Annotated in this window: 19 protein-coding genes; 15 read left to right on the plus strand and 4 right to left on the minus strand. The window is 59.4% G+C overall.

Going from position 1 to position 23560, the window contains the following annotated elements:
- Positions 1 to 73: 73 nt before the first annotated feature.
- Positions 74 to 736, plus strand: a complete 663-nt coding sequence (locus AC4ANK_RS17615) for a response regulator (RefSeq protein WP_002554117.1) — start codon at positions 74 to 76, stop codon at positions 734 to 736.
- Here AC4ANK_RS17615 and yegS read toward each other — a convergent pair.
- Complete coding sequence (yegS, locus tag AC4ANK_RS17620) at positions 720 to 1637, minus strand: lipid kinase YegS (protein WP_002554118.1); 918 nt, start codon at positions 1635 to 1637, stop codon at positions 720 to 722. The genes AC4ANK_RS17615 and yegS overlap by 17 nt on opposite strands.
- A 522-nt stretch (positions 1638 to 2159) precedes the next feature.
- On the opposite strand from yegS, the gene AC4ANK_RS17625 reads away from it, so the two are divergent.
- From AC4ANK_RS17625 to AC4ANK_RS17675, 11 genes are all read left to right on the plus strand, one after another.
- Entirely contained in the window at positions 2160 to 3596 is a 1437-nt protein-coding gene (locus AC4ANK_RS17625) for an undecaprenyl-phosphate glucose phosphotransferase (RefSeq protein WP_005732642.1), read from the plus strand.
- Positions 3596 to 5053, plus strand: a complete 1458-nt coding sequence (locus AC4ANK_RS17630; protein WP_002554120.1) for a mannose-1-phosphate guanylyltransferase/mannose-6-phosphate isomerase — start codon at positions 3596 to 3598, stop codon at positions 5051 to 5053. The genes AC4ANK_RS17625 and AC4ANK_RS17630 overlap by 1 nt, the downstream gene beginning before the upstream one ends.
- 131 nt (positions 5054 to 5184) lie before the next feature.
- Complete coding sequence (locus tag AC4ANK_RS17635; RefSeq protein WP_002554121.1) at positions 5185 to 5964, plus strand: polysaccharide biosynthesis/export family protein; 780 nt, start codon at positions 5185 to 5187, stop codon at positions 5962 to 5964.
- 17 nt (positions 5965 to 5981) lie between these two features.
- The gene (locus AC4ANK_RS17640; protein ID WP_002554122.1) at positions 5982 to 7973 is read left to right on the plus strand and encodes a GumC family protein; all 1992 of its coding nucleotides are present in this window, start codon (positions 5982 to 5984) and stop codon (positions 7971 to 7973) included.
- The gene (locus AC4ANK_RS17645) at positions 7973 to 9151 is read left to right on the plus strand and encodes a glycosyltransferase (protein ID WP_002554123.1); all 1179 of its coding nucleotides are present in this window, start codon (positions 7973 to 7975) and stop codon (positions 9149 to 9151) included. Before AC4ANK_RS17640 ends, AC4ANK_RS17645 begins: the two co-directional genes overlap by 1 nt.
- A gap of 1 nt (position 9152) precedes the next feature.
- On the plus strand, positions 9153 to 10466 hold the full coding sequence (locus AC4ANK_RS17650) for a cellulase family glycosylhydrolase (RefSeq protein ID WP_002554124.1): 1314 nt from the start codon (positions 9153 to 9155) through the stop codon (positions 10464 to 10466).
- Positions 10467 to 10468: 2 nt separating this feature from the next.
- Positions 10469 to 11686, plus strand: a complete 1218-nt coding sequence (locus AC4ANK_RS17655) for a glycosyltransferase family 4 protein (RefSeq protein ID WP_002554125.1) — start codon at positions 10469 to 10471, stop codon at positions 11684 to 11686.
- Complete coding sequence (locus tag AC4ANK_RS17660; protein ID WP_002554126.1) at positions 11677 to 12777, plus strand: glycosyltransferase family 4 protein; 1101 nt, start codon at positions 11677 to 11679, stop codon at positions 12775 to 12777. The genes AC4ANK_RS17655 and AC4ANK_RS17660 overlap by 10 nt, the downstream gene beginning before the upstream one ends.
- Positions 12777 to 14192 carry an O-antigen ligase family protein gene (locus tag AC4ANK_RS17665; RefSeq protein WP_031594878.1) on the plus strand — a complete coding sequence of 472 codons (1416 nt, stop codon included), beginning with the start codon at positions 12777 to 12779 and terminating at the stop codon, positions 14190 to 14192. The genes AC4ANK_RS17660 and AC4ANK_RS17665 overlap by 1 nt, the downstream gene beginning before the upstream one ends.
- Positions 14189 to 15010 (plus strand): acyltransferase, encoded by an 822-nt coding sequence (locus AC4ANK_RS17670; RefSeq protein WP_002554128.1) that lies wholly within the window; start codon positions 14189 to 14191, stop codon positions 15008 to 15010. Before AC4ANK_RS17665 ends, AC4ANK_RS17670 begins: the two co-directional genes overlap by 4 nt.
- Before the next feature lie 15 nt (positions 15011 to 15025).
- Positions 15026 to 16438, plus strand: a complete 1413-nt coding sequence (locus AC4ANK_RS17675) for a lipid II flippase MurJ (RefSeq protein WP_460384887.1) — start codon at positions 15026 to 15028, stop codon at positions 16436 to 16438.
- On the opposite strand, the gene AC4ANK_RS17680 is transcribed toward AC4ANK_RS17675, so the two are convergent.
- Positions 16375 to 17325: a LysR family transcriptional regulator gene (locus tag AC4ANK_RS17680; RefSeq protein ID WP_460384885.1), complete on the minus strand. Its 951-nt coding sequence runs from the start codon at positions 17323 to 17325 to the stop codon at positions 16375 to 16377. The genes AC4ANK_RS17675 and AC4ANK_RS17680 overlap by 64 nt on opposite strands.
- A 129-nt stretch (positions 17326 to 17454) precedes the next feature.
- On the opposite strand from AC4ANK_RS17680, the gene AC4ANK_RS17685 reads away from it, so the two are divergent.
- The 3 genes from AC4ANK_RS17685 to AC4ANK_RS17695 all read left to right on the plus strand — a co-directional run bounded on the left by AC4ANK_RS17685 (position 17455) and on the right by AC4ANK_RS17695 (position 20001).
- Positions 17455 to 18615: a TDT family transporter gene (locus AC4ANK_RS17685; RefSeq protein ID WP_002554131.1), complete on the plus strand. Its 1161-nt coding sequence runs from the start codon at positions 17455 to 17457 to the stop codon at positions 18613 to 18615.
- 65 nt (positions 18616 to 18680) lie between these two features.
- Entirely contained in the window at positions 18681 to 19592 is a 912-nt protein-coding gene (locus AC4ANK_RS17690) for a hypothetical protein (RefSeq protein WP_002554132.1), read from the plus strand.
- 82 nt (positions 19593 to 19674) lie between these two features.
- Positions 19675 to 20001 carry a DUF7693 family protein gene (locus tag AC4ANK_RS17695; protein ID WP_002554133.1) on the plus strand — a complete coding sequence of 109 codons (327 nt, stop codon included), beginning with the start codon at positions 19675 to 19677 and terminating at the stop codon, positions 19999 to 20001.
- A gap of 536 nt (positions 20002 to 20537) precedes the next feature.
- Here AC4ANK_RS17695 and AC4ANK_RS17700 read toward each other — a convergent pair.
- A protein-coding gene (locus tag AC4ANK_RS17700) for an IS3 family transposase (RefSeq protein WP_095077641.1) occupies positions 20538 to 21889 on the minus strand; the annotation gives its coding sequence in 2 pieces (ribosomal slippage) (positions 20538 to 21430 and positions 21430 to 21889; 1353 coding nt in all).
- A 116-nt stretch (positions 21890 to 22005) separates the two neighbouring features.
- Positions 22006 to 23331, minus strand: coding sequence for an ammonium transporter (locus AC4ANK_RS17705; RefSeq protein WP_460384882.1), 1326 nt, complete (start codon positions 23329 to 23331; stop codon positions 22006 to 22008).
- Positions 23332 to 23560: the final 229 nt, after the last annotated feature.

A 23560-nucleotide genomic window follows, 5' to 3' on the forward strand; every position in this document is an offset into this window, starting at 1 on the left:
TTTCAAATCGTCTTAAAGGTTGACCAGGGACTGAAAGCACGCCTCGGCGGTCCCATTTACACAAGAAGCCACAATGACCTGCAATCTGTTACTGGTCGACGACCACTCCCTGATCAGAGCCGGCGTGCGAGCGCTGGTTGCAGAAATGCCGGGCTACGCCATTATCGGTGAAACGGCGGACGGCGCGCAGTTGTCGAGCCTGGCGCAGCGACTCAAACCCGACATCATCCTGCTCGATATCTGGATGAAGAGCGTCGACGGCCTTGAGGCGCTTGAACAACTATTTAAAGTACAGCCACATTGCAAGGTCTTGATCCTGTCGATGCACACCGATCCGGACATGATCATGCGTGCGCTCGACATCGGGGCTCGCGGCTATCTGCTCAAGGACACCACCGCGACCGAACTGGAACAGGCACTGGAAGCGCTGCGCAACAACGAACGCTACCTGAGCCCGGCCATCGCTCATACCGTTATCGAGCGCGCCCTGCGCGGAACACGCTCGGACAGGGCCCAGGCGACCAAGGAGCGGTATCACCTGACCGCTCGCCAGCTGGAAATCCTGCGTCTGATCGTGCGCGGCAAGTCCACACGTGAGATTGCCGTCGGCCTGGGACTGAGCATCAAGACCATCGAGACCCACCGCTCCCAGGTCATGAAGCGGCTACAGATATTCGACGTCGCCGGGCTGGTACTATTTTGCGTTCGCGAGCGGATTATCAGTCTGGACGATTGAGCATCGGTGCACGGCTCAGCACCGGAGAATCCGCCGGCAAATGCACCTGAAGCGCGCCCGGCCGAGCTTCGAAGCGCAAGTCCTCGCCAGACAACGGCTCACCATCGAGGTTGATGTCCAGCCCCTGAGCCGACTTGAGTTCTACCCAAGGCAAACGCGCGCGAATGAACATGTTGTCGATGCCCAGCCCGCCTTCCAGCAGACTCCTCAGCGTGCCGACCACTTCCTGAGGCGCGGGCAGGATACTGATGTCGAGCAGACCGTCATCGGCCAGTGCGGTCGGGCACAGCTCGTGTCCACCGCCTGCCTGCCGGCCATTGCCGATACCCAGCGCCAGCAGGTCTCCACGCCAGTGGAAATCCGGCCCGGTGAGTTCGCCGTGGGCAGCATGCAATTCGCTGAACCTTGTCAGGCCGGTAAACAGATAGGCCGCGCCGCCCAATACCTTTTTCAGGTCTTCGGATGTGTTGGCCGTTACCTGACTGCCAAAGCCGCCGGTAGCCATGTTGAGGAACAGTTTGCCGCCGACTTCACCCAGATCGACGGCACGCGGTGCTACGTCCATCAGTTGCAGAGCCTTGGAGACCTCAAGAGGCACCCCGGCTGCGCGGGCAAAATCGTTGGCAGTGCCCAGCGGCAAAATAGTCAGGCTGGCTTGTGTTTCGGCCAGCGCCAGGGCCTCGGCGATATCTCGCAAGGTACCATCACCACCGCCCGCCACGATATGCCGATGCCCGGCGGCCAGCGCTTCGCCAACCAGGCGCTGGGCATCGCCAGCTTCCCAGGTGAGCCTCACGTCCAGCTCCCAGCCCTGCTTGCGCTTGTCTGCAACGGCATCACGTACGTCTTCGTTGAGCGCCTGTTTACCGTGAAGAATGAGCATTGCCCTGCGTTGTGTCATGACACCTCCTCTGACGAACCCTACGAATTGAAGCCTGCGAGCGACGCTCTTTCTGTAATCAGCGCCCGCATACATTTCGCACGACGCATGACTGTGACCCCGCACATGTCAAAAAGGCCCACCCGTCACAGAAATTTTTTTCACGTCATCAAGAACAGATCAACCCCCGCCAATACTGGGCAAAACCCGGAAGCAGAAGCTCTGGAGCAACGATTGCATCAGAGTTGGCACACCTTTGTACTGACGCTATTTGTTTCATGAGCTTTACTGACAGCAGGTCCCTCACTTGGGGGAAGTTTCATCTACAAATGGTTGAAAAGTCTTAAATAAAATTCGGAACAGGACGACATATATAAAGTGATATTCACAAAAGACAGTCCAGATTCGTCATGACCTCGACACGTAACTGGCTACGCTTGGACACTATCTGTGAACAGATGCCTATTTGAAGCTGCAAACGCGTCATTGCAAATCGCCTGGGATCAGCAGGATCCAGACGCATACAGGGAGTAAGGGAGTTCTATGAGGTTGCAGCCGGTCGACAGTCTTTCGCTCACCCGCACCAGTCTGGTCGAATACTTTCTTTTCGGTATTCGCCTGGCCCATGGCATTGCCTGCATTCTGCCCGGCCTTGCAATCATGCTGCTTATCAAGCATGACGGCCCGGAAACACAGCAGGGTTATCTGACCATGCTGCTGTTTTTCGGCTTTGTCGGCGTGTTGGTGTTTCAGGCCATGGGCGTCTATTCCGAAGCGTTGTTCAGCAACGATCTGCGCATGGGCGCGCTGGCAGTTGCCTGGACCGCAGCCTTCGGGCTATTGCTGTTCATGCAACAGGCAATGGGGCTGTTCGGCTATCTCTCTCCCGAAGAATCGCTGATCTGGTACCTGACCAGCCTGGCGCTGTTCGGCATCATTCGCCTGCTGCTGTTGATGCTGTTCAAGCGGCAGATGCGCAAGGGTGTATTCCTGCAACACGCTGTGATTCTGGGCGCGACAGAAAATGGCCTGCGCCTGGCCGAGTACCTGCTTGAGCATCAGGACATCCGTTCGGGTGTCACCGGCTTTATCGACGACCGGATCGGTCGCATGCCCAAGACCGTAGCCAACCTGCCTCTGCTGGGCAATACCAGCGACCTGGAACGGCTGATTCGCGAAGAGAAAGTGACCCAGGTGCTGGTCGCCCTGCCCTGGACGGCGGAAAACCGCATGGATTACATCATTCGCGAACTGCGCAGGCTACCGGTCAACGTGTTGCTGGTGCCGGACATGATTGCCTTCCGGCATACCCACAACCGCATTACCGAAGTGGCCCGGCTGCCGATGTTCAATGCGTCGGATCTGCCGCTCAGTGGCTGGTCTCCATTCATCAAGCGCGCCGAAGATATCGTTCTGTCGTCGCTCGCTTTGCTGGTGTTGTCACCGGTAATGCTGCTGGTTGCGCTGGCGATCAAGCTCGACTCCCCAGGCCCGGTGTTTTTCCGCCAGAAGCGCTACGGTTACAACAATCGCCTGATCGAAGTATTCAAGTTCCGCTCCATGCATCAGCACCAGGCCGATGCAACGGCCGAGCGCCAGACCACCCGTGGCGATGCCAGAATCACACGGGTCGGGCGCTTCATTCGCAAGACCAGCCTGGATGAACTGCCACAGCTGTTCAATGTAGCGGCAGGCAGCATGTCAATGGTCGGGCCACGCCCACATGCGACGGCCACCAAGGCTGCAGGGATTTTGTTCGAGCAGGCGGTGAAAGAATACACGTCGCGGCATCGCGTCAAACCGGGGATCACCGGGCTGGCGCAGATTAACGGCTATCGTGGTGAAACCGACACCGTGGAAAAAATCGAAAAACGCGTCGAGTTCGATCTCGAGTACATCGAAAACTGGTCTGTCTGGTTCGACCTGTACATCCTTATGCGCACTGTGCCTGCAGTGCTATTCACTCGCGAGGCTTACTGATGAGCACGCTTATTCCCTGCATCATCGCCGGTGGCTCCGGCACCCGTCTGTGGCCGGTCTCGCGAGAAGCCATGCCCAAGCCGTTCATGCGCCTTCCCGACGGCCAGAGCCTGCTGCAGAAGACCTTCCTGCGGGCGGTCGGTCTGCCCGGAGTTGACCGCCTGCTGACGGTTACCAACCGGGAAGTGTACTTCCGCACGGTGGACGACTATCGCCAGTTGAACAAAGGCAATGCGCGTCTGGATTTCATCCTCGAGCCCTTCGGGCGTAATACCGCAGCGGCGGTCGCTGCCGCTGCGCTGCATGTCAGCCAGCTGTATGGCGATGACGCGCAGTTGCTGGTTTTGCCTGCTGATCACCTGATTACCAATGTCGAGGAATTCTCCAGAGCAGTGACGGCCGCGCAGAAGCTGGCCACTGAGGGTTGGATGGTGACGTTCGGCATCGTGCCGACCGCAGCGGAAACCGGTTTTGGCTATATCGAAAAAGGCCCGGCACTTGACGCCGATGCCTGTCAGGTCGCCCGTTTTGTCGAAAAACCCGATGCAGTCACCGCCCAGGGCTATGTGGACGGTGGTCTGCATTTCTGGAATGCCGGGATGTTCTGCATGCGTGCCGATGCCGTGCTTCAAGAGCTGCGTACTCACGCGCCTGACGTGCTGAATGCGGTCAGCAGTTGCCTGGCATCGAGCCCGCGAAAGGAAGGCAATCGTGAACTGCAAGTCGAGCTGGACAGCGAATCGTTTGCCCTGACCCCGGACATTTCCATCGACTACGCGCTGATGGAGCGATCCGAAAAGGTCGCCGTAGTGCCCTGCCAACTCGGCTGGAGTGACATCGGTTCCTGGCAGGCCGTGCGTGAGCTGTCTCCCGTCGACGCTCAAGGCAATTACTGCAATGGCGAAGCCGTGCTGCATGACGTCAGCAATTGCTACATCGACTCACCCAAACGTCTGGTGGGCGCTATCGGCCTCGACAACCTGATCATCATCGACACCCCCGACGCCTTGCTGATCGCAGACGGACGCCGCAGTCAGGACGTCAAGGTCATCGCTCAGGAGCTCAAGAGCCAGGGCCATGATGCCTACCGTCTGCACCGCACCGTCACGCGTCCGTGGGGCACCTACACGGTGCTCGAAGAAGGCAAGCGTTTCAAGATCAAGCGCATTGTGGTTCGCCCGCAGGCATCACTCTCATTGCAGATGCACCATCACCGCAGCGAGCACTGGATCGTGGTCAGCGGCATGGCCACCGTCACCAACGGCGAGCGTGAATTCATGCTTGATACCAACGAGTCGACGTTCATCAAACCGGGGTTCACGCACCGGCTGGTCAATCCGGGCGTCATCGACCTGGTGATGATCGAGGTGCAGAGCGGTGAGTACCTGGGCGAAGACGATATCGTGCGTTTCACCGATATTTACGGACGTGTTCCCGACAAGACTGTGAAGAGCTGATCCACGAGCGGCAAACGCCGCTTGATTCACTCGGTTTTCAATTGATAGCAACCGGAACAGGCAGTACCCGCCAACATGAATTTATTACCCGCAAGGGAGCCGTATTTGTGCTCGACAGGAGTTCAGGACCAATGAAAAGCATGATGCTGATCGCAAGCTTATTGCTGTTGAGTGCATGTAACACCCCGTCCAGGGTGGGCTTACCGGATGACCGTGCGCAAATTGAAGCCGGTCAGGCAGCAGGTCGCGCACTGGCGGGCAAACCGCTGCCGCCGGAAAGAATCCGCCCTGGCGATACCCTGCGAATCGTGCGCAACAGCGGCGAGGCACCGTCGATTTCGGCGTTTACCGCCAACTCCATCTACGAGCTGACCCTGTTTCAGGTGCTCAACGACGGCACCTTTTCCTACCCTTACATCGGCACTATCAAGGCTGCGGGCCTGACACTCCAGCAGTTGAATGACCTGCTGGAAAGCAAGCTGCAGAATGTCTACCGCGAGACTGCACTGACCATCAACATTTCCCAGTCACCGGGCAATACCGTATTTGTCGGCGGTGCCGTGCGCAACTCGGTGACATTGCCGGTCAATGTCGCCACCAATCTCGATCAGGCGATTGTCGGCGCGGGCGGTGTAGCGCTGGATGCCGATGCCGGCCAGGTCGCGCTGCTGCGTCAGGAAGAAAACGGGCTCTACAAGACCTACTTCTTTGATTACAGCAAGTTTCTCTGGGCGGGTGGTGCGGGTGGCCCTACAGCGCCGGTACTGCTGAAACGTGGCGATATCGTGTTCGTTCCCAAATCATCGGTCGGCAACAAGGTTGACGGCGTATCCCTGTATTTCAACCAGCTGATCCCCTTCGCGAAGTCGATCGGACTGGGCATGAACTACGAGCTGCGCAACAACAATTAATTGTCAGGGAAACAGACATGATCAACATCCGCTCATTCCGCGACCTGCTGCGCCTGCTGTTCATTTTCAAGCGCGAAGTCAGGATCACCGTGGTGGCGACCTTCGTCATCATCCTTCTGGGCGCGTTTCTGCTCCCCAACCGCTACGAGTCCACGGCTTTGCTGTTAGTCAAGCCCGGCCGCGACAGCAGCACTGTGCCTATCGAGCTGTCAGACCGTCAGGCCATCGTGATACCGAGCGGCCTGCGTGATCCGCTGCTCGATGAAGAGCGCATGCTCAGCGGACGGCCGATCATGCGTGCAGTGTCCGAGAAATACCTCGCCGAGCTGTCTATGGTGCCGCCCGAAACCGGCATTCTGGCGTCGGTGAAGAACGGCCTCAAGGCAGTCGTCGGGGCAGTCGTCAACGGCGTGCGCAACGTTCTGCAATTTATCGGTCTGGTGGAGCACCGCTCGCAGGCCGAACGTCTGGCCGAGGATCTGGAGAAAAACTTCAAGGTCAGCCACGAACCGGGCTCGTCGGTGATGGAGCTGAGATTTACCTGGAACGACCCGGACATCGCCCAGACCGTGCTCAGGACCTGGATCACCGAGTATCAATTGCAACGTACCAAGACACTGGGCCGGGTCAGCCTGTACGCGTTCTATGAATCGGAAGTGAAAACGACTGGCGCGAACATCATCGAGTACAAGAAGCAAATCCAGAATTACCTGAACCAGTTGAGCGCAGTGAGTATTTCCCAGCGCCTGGCAGATACCTCGCAGGGGCTCAACGATCTGCGTACCGAGCGTAACAATACAACCCGTTCCATTGCGTCTACCAAGGCCGGCCTGGACCTGCTGAAAAAGCAGTTGGCAGAGCAGCCCAAGACAGTCTCGGCAGGTCGCGAACTGGCGTTGAACCCCAATCGCCAGGACTTGCAGAACCGCATCAACGGCAAGGAAGTGGAGCGTCAGGAAATGCTCCGCTCGTTCAAGGAAGAGGCGCCGCCAATCCGGGCGATCAATGAGGAGGTCAACAACCTCAAGAAGCTGCTCAAGGAACAGGAAGCCACCGTCCAGCGCTCTGAAAGCATCACTCCCAACCCCATCTACAACCGCATGCAGAACGTGTACGCCGATCAGCAGACCAGCTACGCGCGCCTGCAAACCCAGCTCGTTCAGCAAAATGCGCAGATCGCGCAGCTGGAAAGCGACCGCCAGCAGGCACTGAATCTGGAGCCGGAGCTTTCGCGCCTGCAGAACGAACTGGATGCGGCAGAGAAAAGCTATGCGCTGTACAAGGACAGCCTGGAAAAATCGCGTATTGACCGTGAGCTGGACAACAGCCAGATCAGCAATATCGCGACCATCGAAGACGCCACCTTCAACCCCAGCCGGGTGTTCCCGAAAAGCCTGCTGATGCTGTTTCTGGCATTCCCGCTGAGTATTGTGGTTGGTGCCGTGGCGCTGTACTTCTTCTACCTGCTGGACCAGCGCATCCACGACGGCGACAAGATCGAGAGCAGCTTCGGCGTCCCGGTCTGGACCAGCCTGCCCGACCTGGAACGCGCTCAGGAACGCAGTGCAGCCTTCACCTCCAATTTGCACCGGGTATACGGCATTCTGCCGCTCGATCAGGTAGACGAGCGCGGCCTGACCATCGGCTTCACCTCGGTCAAGTCCGGCGCTGGCGTGTCGTTCGTGATCGAGCGGCTCAGCACCTTGCTGATCGAACAGGGTCATCAGGTCCGCACCGAAGGCCGCGGGCCGGCCAGCCCTGGCGAAATCGTGTTGATCAACGCTTCGGCACTTTCCGCCAATCAGGATGCTTTTGTGCTGCTACGCAAGGCTGACCTGATCGTGTTGGTGGTGCGTGCCGAAGACACCACCGTGCCGATGCTGGAAGACACCTTGAATAACCTCAATACCGCATTCAAGAAAGTCGACGGCATCATTATCAACCGCCGTCGTTTCGAGGTACCGGAGCAGGTACTTAACTTCCTCAAGCGGATCGGGAGCCGAGGCTGATGCGCATTGCCCTGCTTGCGCCGCTGCCACCCGAGCAGACCGGCATCGCCGATTATGCCGGTCACCTGCGGCATGCGCTCGAAAGCCTCGGCCTGCAGGTCAGTACACCGCTGCTGGGTGTCGGCAACGATCCACGTGCCGCAGAACGGCGCGTGGCCGAAACGGACTGGAGCGAAATCGATCTGGTCCATGCCGAACTGGGTGGCGGACGGCTGGCAGAGTTTCAGGCCCTGCGTGCCTTGCGTCGACGCTTCCCGAAGCTGCCGCTGACCGCGACAGTGCACGATCCCGAGCGGCTGGTGTGGCGGCGCGAAAAACTGCCGTGGCCCTTATCGATCGCCAGCGGCATGCGCTCACCGCTGCCGGAAATGGCGACGGTGCTGGCCGACCCGCTGTGCCTGCGTGAAGAACGGCAATTGGCGCAGCACATGACCCGTCTGGTGACACTGACCCAGGCGGGCAGCCAGAGCCTGCGTCAGCGCATGGGGCTGAAAACCGCACAGATGGCGGTGATCAGTCACGGCAACGTCGCCATCGCTCCCGCCCCGCTACCACCTCTGAAGCCATTGCGCCTGCTGTATTTCGGCTTCATTTATCGCGGCAAGGGAATCGAAGACCTGCTTGATGCGCTGGCCAGCGTTTTCACCGCGCAGCCTGCGTTGAGGTCGACCGTACGCCTGACCCTGGCAGGCGGCAGCGAGCCGGAAATGGCCTTCGGCCCGTCCGGCAGCTACCTGGAGCAACTGCGCCTGCGTATCCGCCAACTGGGCCTTGTCGATCTGATCGACTGGCAACTGGACCTGCCTGCCGAGCAGATCCCGCAGGTAATCCAGGCCCATCACGTGATGGTCCTGCCTTATCGCGAATCGAGCAAACTGAAGCTTCTGGGCAAACTGCGCGGCACCAGCGGCGCGCTGTCATGGGCGGTGGCGTGTGGCAGGGGCGTGATTACTTCTAATGCACGCTCGTTTGCCGAAGAAGTCTCGCACGGCAACGGCATGATCTATCCGCAAGGCGATGTGGACGGACTGGCAAAGGCTCTGACGCAAGCTTGCGCGGATCCGGAGCTGGTCAAAAAATGGGCCGAAAACGCCTCGCACATGGGCAAGGCCAGAGTCTGGAGCCACACCGCAGAGCATTTTCGGGATGTATTCCGCCAGGCGTGCGAGGAGAAGTGACATGCAGCGTCCATCCAGATTCCGGCAAATCGTCGCGAGCGCACTGCTCAGCGCATCAATGACTGGCGCGGCCCAGGCAGCAACGGTCCTCAAGGCACCTCGCGAGGTGGTCTGGGCGGACTTTCTGGGCGTCAACGTGCAGTTTCAGTATTTTGCGCCTGATATCTATCAACAACAGATGAGCCGCCTGGACGAACTGGGCCTCAACTGGGTGCGCCTGACCATTCACTGGCCGGTGATAGAGCCGCAAAAGGATCACTACGCACTGACCGAGCTGGATGCCGCCATGGCCGCAATCAAGGCGCACAGCTACAACACGGTGGCTTATCTGGTGGGCTCGGCACCTTTCGCTAGCAGCGCACCGGCCGGTGCGAAAAGCCGCGATCAGTATCCGCCCACGGATTTCAACGTATTTGCCGCACGCATGACCGCCCTGGCCCAGCGCTATCCACAGGTGAACAACTGGCAGGTCTGGAACGAGCCGAACATTGTCTGGCTGCCCAAGGAGGACCCGACCGCCTATGGACGCCTGCTGACCACCACTGCCAGCGCGATTCGCGCCGCCCTGCCGGACAAGACCATCGTCACTGCGGGCATGGCTTATTACAGTCAGATGCACAGTACCTCTGGCTACATGCTGCAGGCCCTGCTCGATAATGGCCTGAGCCAGCAGAACATCGTGGCGGCATACCATCCGTATTCCGAGTACCCCGAAGGCGATTCGCTACCGGACCGCGATTTTCTGGTGCGCGCCAATGCCATGAACCAGTTGCTGCACAACAATGGCGTCAAGCAGGTGTGGGCCACTGAATGGGGCTGGTCAAGCTATGCAGGCCCAGTGGAGATGCAACATTTGATTGGCACTTCAGGTCAGGCCGACTACACCCTGCGCCGTCTGGCACTGATGAGTGCGATGGATTTCCAGCGCATCTTCCTGTTCAATCTCAGTGATCTGGATGAGCGCGCCTCGGCCCGCGATCAGGGTTACGGCCTGCTTGACCTGCAAGCCAGCCCCAAACCGGTCTACACCGCACTGCAGAATTTTCTCAAGATCACCGGCCCGCGCCTGCAACCCGCCGAGCCGCCCGCAGTGAGCCGTGTACCGGACGATCTTTACGCAGTGCCGTGGACCCGTGACGATGGCACTCATCTACTGATGTTCTGGAGTGCGACCGGCACCTCGCTGAATTTCCCGAACATCACCGACGCGGTCGTGCATGACCCGCTGAGCGGCAGCCGCACTCCATTGTCCGCAAGCCAGGGTGTCACTCTGCTGCTGAAGCCGACTCTGCAAATTCTGGAATGGAAGCCCTAAGTATGCGAATTCTATGGACGCTCCCTTACCTGCCCTGGCCTACCACAAGCGGCGGCAAAACCCGGGAATACCATTTGCTGCGCAATCTGGCAGCGCGCGGCCATCGCATCACCCTGCTGGTGCAGTCCAAGAACGCGCTGGACGATAGCGCTCGTTCGGCACTGGAACCCTGGCTGGAGCGCTTGATCGTGATCGATCGACGCCCGCTGTTAAGCCTGCGCACGTTGCTGGCCGTGGCGTTTGCACCTGCGCCGATGCTCGCCAGCGTCAACGGCTACGCCCCGAAACTGGAAAAAGTCTTCGAGCAATTGCTTGAAGAGGACTGGGACATCATCCAGTTGCAGCACACCTATTTCTTTCAGCCATTCGAACGCGTACTCAAGCGTTCAGGCAAACCGTTCGTGCTGACCGAACATAATGTTGAATCAGACCTTGGCGCCGCCAGTTACGACCGCCTGCCACGCTGGGCCAATGCCTTCGCCGTGTATGACCGCTGGCGCTACCGGCGTTGGGAAACCCGGGTATTTCGCCAGACCGGCGAGTTGATCGCGGTCACCGAAGACGACGCCAAGGTGCTGTCGCGCTTGAGCGGCAGGGCCACGTCTTATGTCGTCAACAGCGTCGACTGCGCTTACTACGCCAGCGTTCATGCGGACCGAAACAGCCATCGCCTGCTGTTCATCGGCAACTACGAATATGGCCCCAATATCGATGCCATCGAATGGGCGCTGGACGAAATCATGCCGCTGGTCTGGGCTCAGGCACCTGCTGTGCGCTTTGCCATCGGCGGCTTCGGGCTGCCTGAAGCCTGGCGTGAACGCTGGCCTGACCCGCGTATCGAATGGCTGGGTTTCGTACCTGACCTGCGCGTCTTGCAGGCCAGTGCCTCAATGTTCTTCGCGCCCCTGCGCCAGGGCGGCGGCTCCAAGCTCAAGACGCTGGAAGCCATGGCCGCCGGACTGCCGGTAGTCACCACCGCGCAAGGCGTTTCCGGGTTGTCGGTCACCAATGGCGAACATTACCTGGGCAGCGAAGACGCGTCCGGGCTGGCAACCCTGATCATTGAATACACCGATAAACCGTTACGGCTCGACCAGATTGGCGAAGCCGGCCGCGTTTATGTGCGTGCCCGGCACGACTGGTCCGTTTCGGCCGCCCAGCTGGAAGTGATCTACACCCGCTTTTCGCTCCCCAAGCAAGGATCGCGCTCATGCGTATAGGACTCGACTACCGCGCGGCAGCCGGTTACCCCATCAGCGGCATCGGTCGCCAGAATTTCGCGCTGGAACAGGCGTTTCGTGAACATCCGGACGTGCAATTGCAGCTGTTCGGCGTGGCACCCTACGATCACCCGGTACGCCGTTTGATGCACACTCCACGCTGGGCGGCACCACTGGACTCGGTGCATCGCCTGCCGGATCGCTTGCGCTTCGAAGGCATGTTCCTGCCGGGTGCCCTGCGTGATGCCGGGGTGCAGATCTACTTCGCCAACATCAACATGGGCCTGCCGCTGGGGCGCAAACCGGCTGACATGCGCTACGTATTACAGCTGCACGATCTGTTTCAGATCACTCAGCACAACAGTCACGGCTCACGACTGAAAGCCAGGATTTACCGGCTGACCGACTACCTTTCGATTGCCTGGTCGCTGAAAGTGGCCGACCAGATCTGGGTGCCGTCGCAATTCACTGCCAACGAAGTCGCGCGCCTGTTTCCCAAGGTCAAAGGCAAGCTGCGCGTGGTGCCGTTGCTGGTAGAAGGTTTCAAGGGTGAGCCGGCTGATATCAGCCAACTGCGAATGCCCCTGCGTTACTGGCTATGCGTGGGCACACGCGAACCGCGCAAGAACATCAAGTGGTTCGTGGATGCCTGGCAGACCGCACGCATGCAATTTGTCGACACCCCGGAACTGGTACTGGTCGGTGGCGACGATCCGCTGACCGAAGCCCAGCGCCAGTTACCGGGCCTGCACGTGCTCAGCGGCCTGAGCGATGCAGAACTGCACGCGGTCTACCAAAATGCCGAGCGACTCTGGCAGCCGTCCAGAAGCGAAGGCTTCGGGCTACCGGTGATCGAAGCACTGAACACAGGCACGCCGGTTGCCGTGGCCACAGGCTCTTCGCTGGATGAAATCGCTCCGCCCGACAGCCCGCGCTTTTCACCTGTCGACAGTGGCAACCTGATCAGACTGATGGGCACGTTGTCGCATGCGCCCGAAGAGGACCCCGCAGTTGCCAGGGAATGGACAGAACGCTACCAGTTGAAAGCCTTTTGCGAACGCGTGCACGCGACACTGGAGGAATTGCGCTGATGCCACTGGCCTTACCCCTGGGGCTGATGTTCAGCCTGATATTCGGTGTGATGATCTGCATGCTGCCTGCACCGTTCGTCGTGGCGGCAGCAATCGGTCTGGCAGCGGCGGCCACGATCATTCGCCGCCCGGTCCGTGGGCTCGTGCTGTTCTGCCTGATCGGGACCTTCCTGCCCTACTCTACAATTCAGATTGGCGTTCGTACCACGGTGTCCGAAGCGCTGATCATGCTGACCTGGGCCAGCTACCTGCTGCATGCAGTCTTTCAGGAACGCAACACTGTGCCCAAAATGCTGAGCACCGAAAAATTGCTGGTGGCATTGATGCTGTTCAGTGCGTTCCCGTTTCTGGTCGGCCAGTTGACCGTCGTCGCCGACGGCAACGGCCCGATCAACTGGGTTCGCTGGCTGTTCAACCTGTCTACCCTGTTTCTGGTACCGCGCTTGCTGACTGACCTCAAGACCCTGGAAAAGGCGGTCATGGCGCTGCTCGGCGGGACTTTGCTGCTTTTGGTGCTGTCGATCTCGGTGTATGTGACCAAAGGCTCGGCAACTGCCATCATTCCGATCCTCGGCAGCCTGGGCTACAGCGGTGCAGACATCTTGAGCGAGAGCCTGCTTTCGCTTGCCAGCCGCATGGGCTCACCGTGGATGCACCCCAACGTGGCAGGCGGTGCTCTGGCCATGTTGCTGCCGCTGGCATTCTGCTTCGGTATGACGCGCACCGGCTCGGCGCGCAGGCTGGGCCTGACGGTGGCGGCACTGGGTGCCATCGGTCTGTTGCTGACCGGCTCACGCGGCGCGCTGCTGAGCCTGATCGCCGTGATGCTGTTGATGGCCCGGCGACGCATTCCGCATCTGGGACGGCTGTTGATGGGCGGACTGGTCGCCGGTATTTTCCTGCTGGCGTTCTACCCGCCGCTGCAGGACCGACTGATGGGGTTGTTCACCTCCGACGACGCCAGTACCGCGATTCGCTTCCTGGAATACAGTCATTTTCCCGACGCAGTCGCCACCTTCCCGTTCGGCATCGGCTTCAAGGTCGACCCGCCGGTACTGGGCTATACAAAATTCGGTATTTCCAACCTGTGGCTGAACTTCATCTACAAGATCGGCCTGCCGGGCATGTTGCTGTTCATCGCCGTGACCATCAGTTGGTGGAAAGAAGTTCGCCCAGGCAGCGACCGGGTAGTGCTGACTCGGGAAAACGCCATTGCGCTGGGCTGCACCACGGGCGTGCTGTCTGCTTTGTTCAGCGGCCTGTTTGACCACTACTTCAGTTTCACCAGCGTGCTGGTTGCCTTGTTCTGGCTATTTGTCGGCATCAGCCTGCACGAAACCAGACGCCTTCGCGCCAAGGCCGAAACGACTCCTCAACACCCTGACGCCTCACACGAGCCGGGAGCCTCCTCATGAAACACCGCATGATGCATTCTCATAATCTCAGAGAGGCACTGCCCGACTACGCGCGCAAGATGGCGGTGCCGCTCGAAGAGCTGGAAGCCGCCTACCAGTGGATGCTGGACAACGAAGTGTGCTTTGAAACACGTATCAAGGATCGCACCCTGTCGTTCATCTGCTACCTGAATATCGAACCAAGAATCGAAAACCCGCTGGCGCGGCGCTTCTACAAGCTGCTGTCCAGCGAAACCCTGGGTGCGCTGATTCCTTTGTACGGAATCAACTGGCCGACCCTGCGTGACCGCATGTTGCGGACCTGGGAACAGGCTTACAACATCCTGATCTGCAAGATCCCCAGCCATACCCTGCGCCTGCTGTGGTTGCGCATCGGTGGAGCGAAAATCGGCAAGGGTTCGACTGTGTGGCGCAATACCGAGGTGCTGGGCGTCGACAGCCTGCGCATCGGCAACGACACCACCGTGGGCTGGCACTGCCAGCTTGACGCCCGTGGCGGGCTGGTGATTGGCGATCACGTCACCATCGCTTCACACGTGCTGATTATTGCGGGTGGACACGACCTCGCCGAGCCCGAATTCTGGGCGGTCGGCGGGCCGGTGTTCATCGGCGACTACGCATGGATCTGCAGCCGCGCGCTGCTCTCGTTCGGTGCAGACATCGGTGAAGGCGCGGTAGTGGGCGGCAACAGTGGGGTGTCCAAACCTGTCGCGCCGTATGCGATCGTCAGCGGGCCGAATGCCGAGGTCAAGGGTGAGCGCGCCCGCGGCCTCAACTACAAGGTGGGCGGCAAAGGCCTGTTCACCCTGTTTCACTGATCGGCAGGGCGCGCGATGCTGGGCTCGACACTTTGGCTGACACTGGCCACCCTCACCGGTCTGGCAGCCGGTTTTGCCCGTGAATGGCTGTTGGTAGCAGCCTGGGGTGCCGGCAGTCAGAGCGATGCCTTTCTGGTCTCAATGTTTTTGCCCGAAGCGCTGCGCATGTCACTGGCCGCAGGACTGCTCAGCGCTGCCGCCCTGCCCCTTTATCAGCAACGTCCGGCTGACCGGCAACAACGCTGGCTGGGCGGCATGGCACCGCGTTTGTTATTGACCGGGGTGGCATTGAGCGCAGTGCTGGCGATCGGTGCCGGGTTTCTGGTGCGTCTTATCGGTCCGGGGCTGGACGCCGACGGCTATGCACAGGCAGCCAGCGGCCTGCGCTGGCTGGCCTGGTGCGCACCCGGCTTCATGCTTCACGCGCTGTTCTGCGTACCTTTGCAGGCCCGTTCGCGCTTCGTACTGGCCGGGCTCGGCTCGCTGCTGTTCAACCTGCCACCCGTTATCTACCTCGCCACGTTCAGCCACGCCGCAACATCGACCGGGTTGGCCAGCGCGTGCGTACTGGGCAGCGTGCTTATGCCGGGCGTGTTGTTGCCTGCCCTGTATCGTTCGGGATGGCGACCCTGGCAGTGGCAATCAGAAGCCGGTGCCGTGCGCGAACTGCTGCAACGCATTGGTCCACTGCTGAGCAGCAACCTGGCCAGCCAGGGCCTTGCCTTGCTTGAGCGAATGGTCGCGTCGTTGCTCGGTGAAGGCGCGGTAACCTGGGTCAATCTGGCGCGCAAACTGATCAACCTGCCGCTCATTGCATTGATGAGCCTGAACCAGGTACTGCTCGGGTTGATGAGCGGCAGCGCGGGCGAGCAGCGTTTGTCGCTACTCAGACGCGGGCTGGGCAGCGCCACATTACTGACCCTGCCGGCCGTAGCCGGGCTGATCGGTGCGGCCGGTGCGCTGGTGACCCTGTTGCTGCCCAATCAGAGCCATGAGGGTCCGTTGCCTGAGCTGCTGGCCTGGTTTGCCGTGCCGCTGATGTTTGGTGCCTGGAACGCCTTGCTGGCGCGCTACGCCTACGCCGCCGGTGACACTCGCCTGCCGCTCAACTGCGAGTTGATCGGCAGTCTGTGTAACGCGCTGCTGCTGGCGACGCTGCCCTTTGCCTTCGGCCTGACCGGTATCGCCATCGCGGCGCTGGGCGGCGCGCTGGTCACAGGCGTGCTGCTGATGCGCCGTCAGGCGTTGCTCGGCGTTTTGCCGTGGCGCAGTCACTGGCTGCTGGCCAGCCTGCTGATGATCTTCGCCGCCCTGCTCCTGCACCCGCTTCACGACACCTGGCTGCAATTGGGCCTGAGCTGTGTTTACGGCGCTTTGCTGCTCGGGCTGACGTTGTGGCTCAAACCATGGCGCAACGTGCCTGCCTGATCGGCAGACTGCCGACAGGCCTCCCTGAACAGCTCCAGGCTCGGTGAGACGAACTTGTCGCGGTGAGTGATCATGAAGAACCGACGATTGAGCGGCGGCAGCGGGCTGGCGAGTGTGCGCAACTCCCCGCTCACCAGCAGATCGGCGACGATACGCCGGGACAGACAACTGATGCCAATGCCTTGAGCAAGGGTGCGCATTATCGCTTCAGAACTGCCTATCTGGCGCATGTCCTGCAGATCGTGCAAATGCCTGAGCAACAAGTGCTCGACCTCCTCCCGGGTCCCCGAACCCTGCTCACGCAACAGCCATTCAGCGTTTTGCAGCTCCCCCAGTGAAACCTGCTGTTGCCGCGCCAACGGATGAGCGCTGCCGGCAACAATGACCATTTCATCGACCAGCCATGGCTCAGCGATCAGCTCTGGCAGATGGCACGGTGCCTCGATGAGGCCCATATCGATTTCAAACTGCGCGACCTTGCGAGCAATCAGTGTGCTGTTGCCGATGTCCACATCGACTCGCAGCAGAGGCGTCGAACTGCGCAGTGCGCCGACTATCTGCGGCACGACGTAATTGCCAATGGTGCTGCTACTGCCGATTCGCAGGCGAGCATTCAAGGTCGCGCCCGGCAATAGAAAGCTGTCTTCGATCTGCTGGGCGTTTTCCAGCATCTTCATGGCACGTGGCAGCAGTGTCTGGCCGTTATCGTTGAGGACCAGCCGCTTGCCCACTCGATCGAACAGCCGGGTGCCCAGCGCACTTTCCAACTCGTTCAATGCCGCGCTGGTAGCCGACTGGGACAAAGACAAGGCATGACCCGCGCTGGTGGTACTGCCACAGCGGGTGATTGCGCAAAAAATCTGTAGTTGACGCAGGTTGAGTCTCAAGACTGAACTCCGTAGCCGGGTAAATCTACCTGAAAATCAGGTAACAAGAAGATAGATTACCCGTTTAGAAGATTGTCTGTGAATACGTAGACTGAAAACCTGTTTCCCATTCAGCAGCAGGATACGGTCATGAGCAGGTTCGCTATTATCAACAAGGTCAACGCGCCTCTTGCAGCGCTGACGAGCCCGCTGGAGGCCGTTCGACAATTCACCCCCAACTGGTTCGCAGTGACTATGGGCACCGGAATTTTGTCACTGGCGCTGGCGCAACTGCCGGGGGACATTGCTGCATTGCGCACGCTCGGTGAAGCGTTATGGCTCCTGAACATAGGCCTGTTCGCCCTCTTCAGCGTCATGTATGCCAGCCGCTGGCTGCTGTTTTTCGACGAGGCGCGTCAGGTGTTCGGGCACTCCACCGTATCGATGTTCTTCGGCACCATTCCCATGGGGCTGGCGACTGTCATCAGCGGCCTGCTGGTGTATGGTCCGGCGCGCTGGGGCACTGCCATCGTGCCGCTGGCCGAAGCATTGTGGTGGCTGGATGTAGCAATGGCCCTGGCGTGTGGCGTGCTGATTCCGTTCATGATGTTTACCCGTCAGGAACACAGTATCGAGAAGATGACCGCTGTCTGGCTGTTGCCAGTGGTGGCAGCAGAAGTTGCAGCAGCCTGCGGCGGACTGCTGACCCCGCACCTCGCAGCCGCTGATTCGCAGTTCACCGTGCTGATCACCAGCTACGTGTTGTGGGCCTACTCGGTACCGGTGGCATTGAGCATTCTGGTGATTCTGCTGTTGCGTCTGGCATTGCACAAACTGCCTCATGAAAGCATGGCGGCGTCGAGCTGGCTGGCACTTGGCCCTATCGGCACAGGCGCATTGGGCATGCTGGTGATGGGCAACGAGGCCCCGGTCATCTTTGCCGCCCACGGCCTGGCGTCGCTCGGCACGGTGGTGGCTGGCATCGGTGTGATGGTCGGTACGCTGTTCTGGGGGCTGGGGCTGTGGTGGTTGGCGCTGGCTGTATTGATCACGGCGCGTTACTTCAAGCAGGGTATCGAATTCAATCTGGGCTGGTGGGCATTTACCTTCCCGCTCGGCGTGTATGCGCTGGCAACGCTCAAACTCGGCGCTACCCTGCACCTGAGCTTTTTCGACGTGTTTGGTACCGGGCTCGTCGCGCTGCTGGCACTGATGTGGTCGGTGGTGTCGGCACGTACTCTGGCAGGCGCCTACCGGGGACATCTGTTCGTCTCGCCCTGCATCGCTTCGAGCCAATGTGTCCGCCGGTAATTTCCCTTGAACTTACCTCGCGGACGAAGCGCCTGAGAGAAACATCTTCAGGACAAAGAGCACTCATGCATATCTCAGAATTTTCCGGTAACTACGGCGCTCGCGATGAAAGCATCGTTATCAATTCGTATACCACGGTGTTGCGCAGGAACGGCGTTCCCCATGACTTGTTCGCCACCTACTGGCGCGATGTTCACGGCCCTCTGTGCGCGAGGCTTGAGGGCCTTGGCTGGTATGTGCAGCATCACTTGACGCGTGAAAAGGATGGTCATTTGTGGCCGCTGATCGAAGGCGTCACGCCACTGCCGGGCTACGTGCTGGATGGCGGTGTGGAGATCGGCTTTCTATCCGCCGAAAGTCAGCAACAATTCAAGGACGCCAGCGCTTTGCTGTTCTCCGACGAGCAGAACATGTTTGAGCAAACCATTGCTTACGACGTGCCGGATGGCTCCAGCACACTGGTGGACCGACTGCCCGATCCGATCCCCAACGAAACAGCCACGCTGGACAAAATGCACCTGCATTTCCATCTCGCCAGCGATGACCTGCCCGCCGCCCGCAAGGCCATTGAAAAGCTCGCAAGTGAAATGGCCGCTGCCGATGCCGTACTCAAACTGCGCCTGCACCTCGCGCAGCCCTACGACAACGCCCAGCCGGCACCGCCTGCGCCTGATGTTGATCACAAGGTCGAGGAATCACGCCTGAACATCATCATGATGGAACTGGTGTTCGAATCGGCCTGGGCCCGTCGAACCTATTACGCCAGCGAGCACTTCAAGGCCATCACTCAAGGTATCAGCGAGCACGTGCGTTACATCACGCCGTTTGGCGTCAGCGGTGTCTATACCTACGTGCGCGACGCGGTCATGACCACCGCAGGCATACGTGGCAGCAGGCAGGCCGAGCTGATCCGCCAGCTGGGTGCCATCAATCAGACCCGGCCCGAGATCGAGAGCCTGTTTGGCGCGGCGACCTGAAGGGCTTTTGAGCTGACAGTTATCTCATCCTGCACGCTTCGAAATCGTGCTTTACTCAAAAAAATGGAATTGGGTGACGCCTGTGAAAGCTCTGACGACTCGTGAGGTGTATCAGCAACTGCGGGACGCTGCGATGGGCACACGGTCGTTGAGGCTTATCGGCACAACCTCCGGCTCCGGGCTGCAAAAGGTCGATATCGACGGCTGGCTGCTGACGCTGGAAATAACCGATGGCAGCCCGACGCGCTGTCGGGCGTGCTGCTGTCCGCAAGGCCGGGAGGGCTCGTTCGAAAGCTGGCTGCGCACCGACCCGGTCAGTTTGCTCAGTGGCTGGGAGCATTCGCAGATCGAGCGGTTGTTGGGTGAGGCGGCCGATCAGGTCCGGGGGCAGTCACCTAAGCCTCAATGATCGTTCCTGCAACGCATCCGTTATTAATGGCTGAGTACCGCAGGTTCGAAAACGGGCGTCGGGCAATCCAGATTACGTGCCAATGCGCGCTTGGGTCACTACAAGTTTAGCAGAGGCACCTCTCGTTTCTCACGCTCCGCGTAGGAACGCATTTAGTGACGCTCTGCGTCACACGGCGGTTCTGTTATTTCAGGTGGATTGAGGTTCGGCTCAGGTCACCTTTGCGCCCTTACGGCGCCTTACTTTGAGGGACCAAAGTGAGCAAAGTCCCCGCTCCTGTTTCCGGCCCGACTTCGTCGGGTTCCTTCGCCCTGGCACTGATCCGGGGGTCGCCGCAACGGACCATCCATGGTCCGGTGCGGCTAGCCTGGCGTCCTGCCAGGCTACCCCCGGATCAGCGCCAGGACTCAGCCGTCACTAACGTCGCACTTTGCGTCGTCAGTGCCATCGCGGTAAAAAAACAATGCGCTGAGAGCGGCTGCTGTTTGACCATCGTTCCAACGCTCTGTGAACTGCCCCCCAAAAGTTGGACGGTTTTAGCTTGCCGCCTGAGCCCTGTATTTTACGGGGCTTTGGCCGTTGAGCTTCAGCTTGATGCGGTCATGGTTGTAGTAGTGGATGTACTCATCCAGACCTGCTTTCAACTCATCGATGCTTTCAAACTGTTTCAGGTAGAAAAACTCGGATTTCAGTGTACCGAAAAAGCTTTCCATTGCCGCATTGTCCAGGCAGTTGCCCTTACGGGACATGCTTTGTTTGACGCCTCGTACCGATAGCTTATGGCGATACTGCGCGTGTTGATACTGCCAGCCCTGGTCCGAGTGCATCACAAGCTTCGGCTCGTCCTGCAACTGCTGAAGCGCCTTGTCCAGCATGCTGGTGACCAGCTCAAAGCTCGGCCTTGTCGACACTTCATACGCCACGATTTCACCGTTGTACAAGTCCATCACGGGTGAGAGATACAGCTTTCGATTGCCTACCTTGAACTCAGTCACATCGGTCACCCACTTCTGGTTCGGGCGTTGCGCGCTGAAATTGCGCTCCAGCAAATTCGGCGCAATGGTTCCGATTACGCCCTTATAGGAGCGGTATTTTTTGGGGCGCACCACTGATCGCAGGCCCAGTTCTGCCATCAGTCGTTCTACAACCTTCTTGTTGACCAAAATACCTGCAGTGCGAATGACCGCCGTGATACGCCGAGCGCCATAAAGGCCTTTCTCCTCGTGGTAAATGCTTTCGACTAACTGTTTCAAAGCAGCATAGGGATCGGGTCTGGATTGCACCTGAACCTGATAGTAAAACGTGCTGCGTGCCAAGCCCGCCAGCCTCAGCAGAGCGCAAAGCGGGAACCGGCCCCTCAGTTGCTTGATGCTCAGGGCTTTTTCGGTTGCCGTCGTTTCTGCTCCTTCAGCTCTTCCAACTTTTTTAGGTAAGCGTTCTCCATGCGCAGATATTCAAGCTCGCTCATCAACTGGTCGCGCGTCTTCTGCGTATCGTCGGCGGTTACTGGTTTGGCGGGATAAGGCTTCTTTGGCATGGCGACAGGCTTTCTTCTGGCAGGAACATACGGGGCTGTACCGCTACTGTAATGCCGCTTTTCCCAAATGACTATTTGGCCGGGATCCCCGATACCAAAATGCGCAGCGGCCTGACGGAGCGATAGCTTGTGTTCACGCCTGTGCTCAAGCACTGAGCGCTTGAAAGCTTCGCTGTATCGAAGACCAGGCTTGCGATGGCCGGTGTGACCATGACTCTTGTAGTTAGCGACCCAGCGTCGAAGCAGGCTGAAATCGATCGAGAACTGGCGGGCTACCATACGAAAGCCCATGTTGTCTTCAAGATACGCTTTGACGACAGTGAGCTTGAACTGCTCTGAATACTTACCCATTTGAACACCCCCGTGAGGTCGGATTGGTGTCCAACTTCTTGGGGGCAGTTCACTGGAGCGTGAGGAACGAGAGGTGTCTGGACTTTACTCTCGCTCCACTCAATTAAGGCCAACCTTCAATGGTTATAAGCCCGCTCGTTATGCTCGGCCAGATCCAGCCCCATCTCTTCCACTGATTCATGCGCACGCAGGCCGATCAGTGCCTGCACGGCCTTGAGGATGATCCAGCTGACTGCGAAGCAATATACCGTGGTGAACAGCACGCCTTTGATCTGGGCAATCACTTGGGCTCCCATGGTCACGTCCGGCACCAGCCCGCCCATTGCCGGCACGCAGAACACGCCGGTGAGCACTGCACCGATCATGCCGCCGATGCCGTGCAGGCCGAAGACGTCGAGGCTGTCGTCGTAACCCAGGCGTTTCTTCAGGACGGTCACACTCAGGTAGCAGAACACCCCGCATAGCACGCCAATCGCCAGTGCTCCACCTACTCCGACGTAAGCACACGCCGGGGTGATGCCGACCAGACCCGCCAACGCACCGCTTGCCAGGCCCAGCGCGCTGGGTTTGCCGACCTTGAACCACTCGGTGAACATCCAGCCGAGTATTCCGGCGCAGGCACCCACTTGCGTGTTGAGCATGACGATGCCTGAGGTGCCGTTCAGGCCGCCACCGGAGCCGATATTGAAACCGAACCAGCCGACCCAAAGCATCGCCGCGCCAGCCATGGTCAGGCTTAGGTTGTGTGCAGGCATCGGGGTATTCTGATAACCCTTGCGTTTGCCCAGCACCAGACACGCCGCCAGTGCCGCGACACCGGCATTGATGTGCACGACGGTGCCACCGGCAAAGTCCAGCACGCCCCAGTTATGCATCAGCGCACCTGCCCCGCCCCAGACCATATGCGCGACCGGCGCATACACCAGGGTGAACCACAGCGCCATGAACAGCAGCGCGGCCGAGAACTTCATGCGTTCGGCAAAGGCTCCGGCAATCAGCGCAGGCGTGATAATGGCGAAGGTCATCTGGAAGGTCACAAACACGCCTTCCGGAATGTCACCGACCAGACTGTCGGGGGTCATGCCGGCCAGAAACGCGCGGCTCAGTCCGCCGACAAAGCTGTTGAAGCTCACCTGCCCTTCGACCATGTTGCTGGTATCCACTACCATGCTGTACCCGTAGATGACCCACAGCACGCCGACCACTCCGGCAATGCCGAAGCATTGGGTGAACAGCGACAACATGTTCTTGGCCCGCACCAGCCCGCCGTAAAATAGTGCCAGCCCCGGAAGGCACATGAACAGCACCAGCACGGCTGCGGTGATCATCCACGCCGTGCTGCCGGTGTTCAGAACGGGGGCGTCAGCTGCCTGCGCCAACGGGGCAAGAGCGCCGAGCGCGAGTAAAGCTGTAAGGGATTTGCCGTGTAGACGATTGACCATGTTCAAAGCTCCCGCAAATGAATGGAAAGTGTCTGGCAGCAAGAAAGGTCATCGAGACAGGCGAGGCTCTTCGGCCTCTTTGGGGGCAAGCGCTCGTGGCGCGAATGGCGTTATATATAAGTCCGATGAGCCCGAAAGCGGGGGCTTAAACCACCAAGGTTCTCGTTCCCACGCTCCGCGTGGTAATGCAGTTCGTGACGCTCCGCGTCACACAGTTCTGCGACTCAGT

The organism is Pseudomonas sp. Pmew2 (assembly GCF_058129885.1).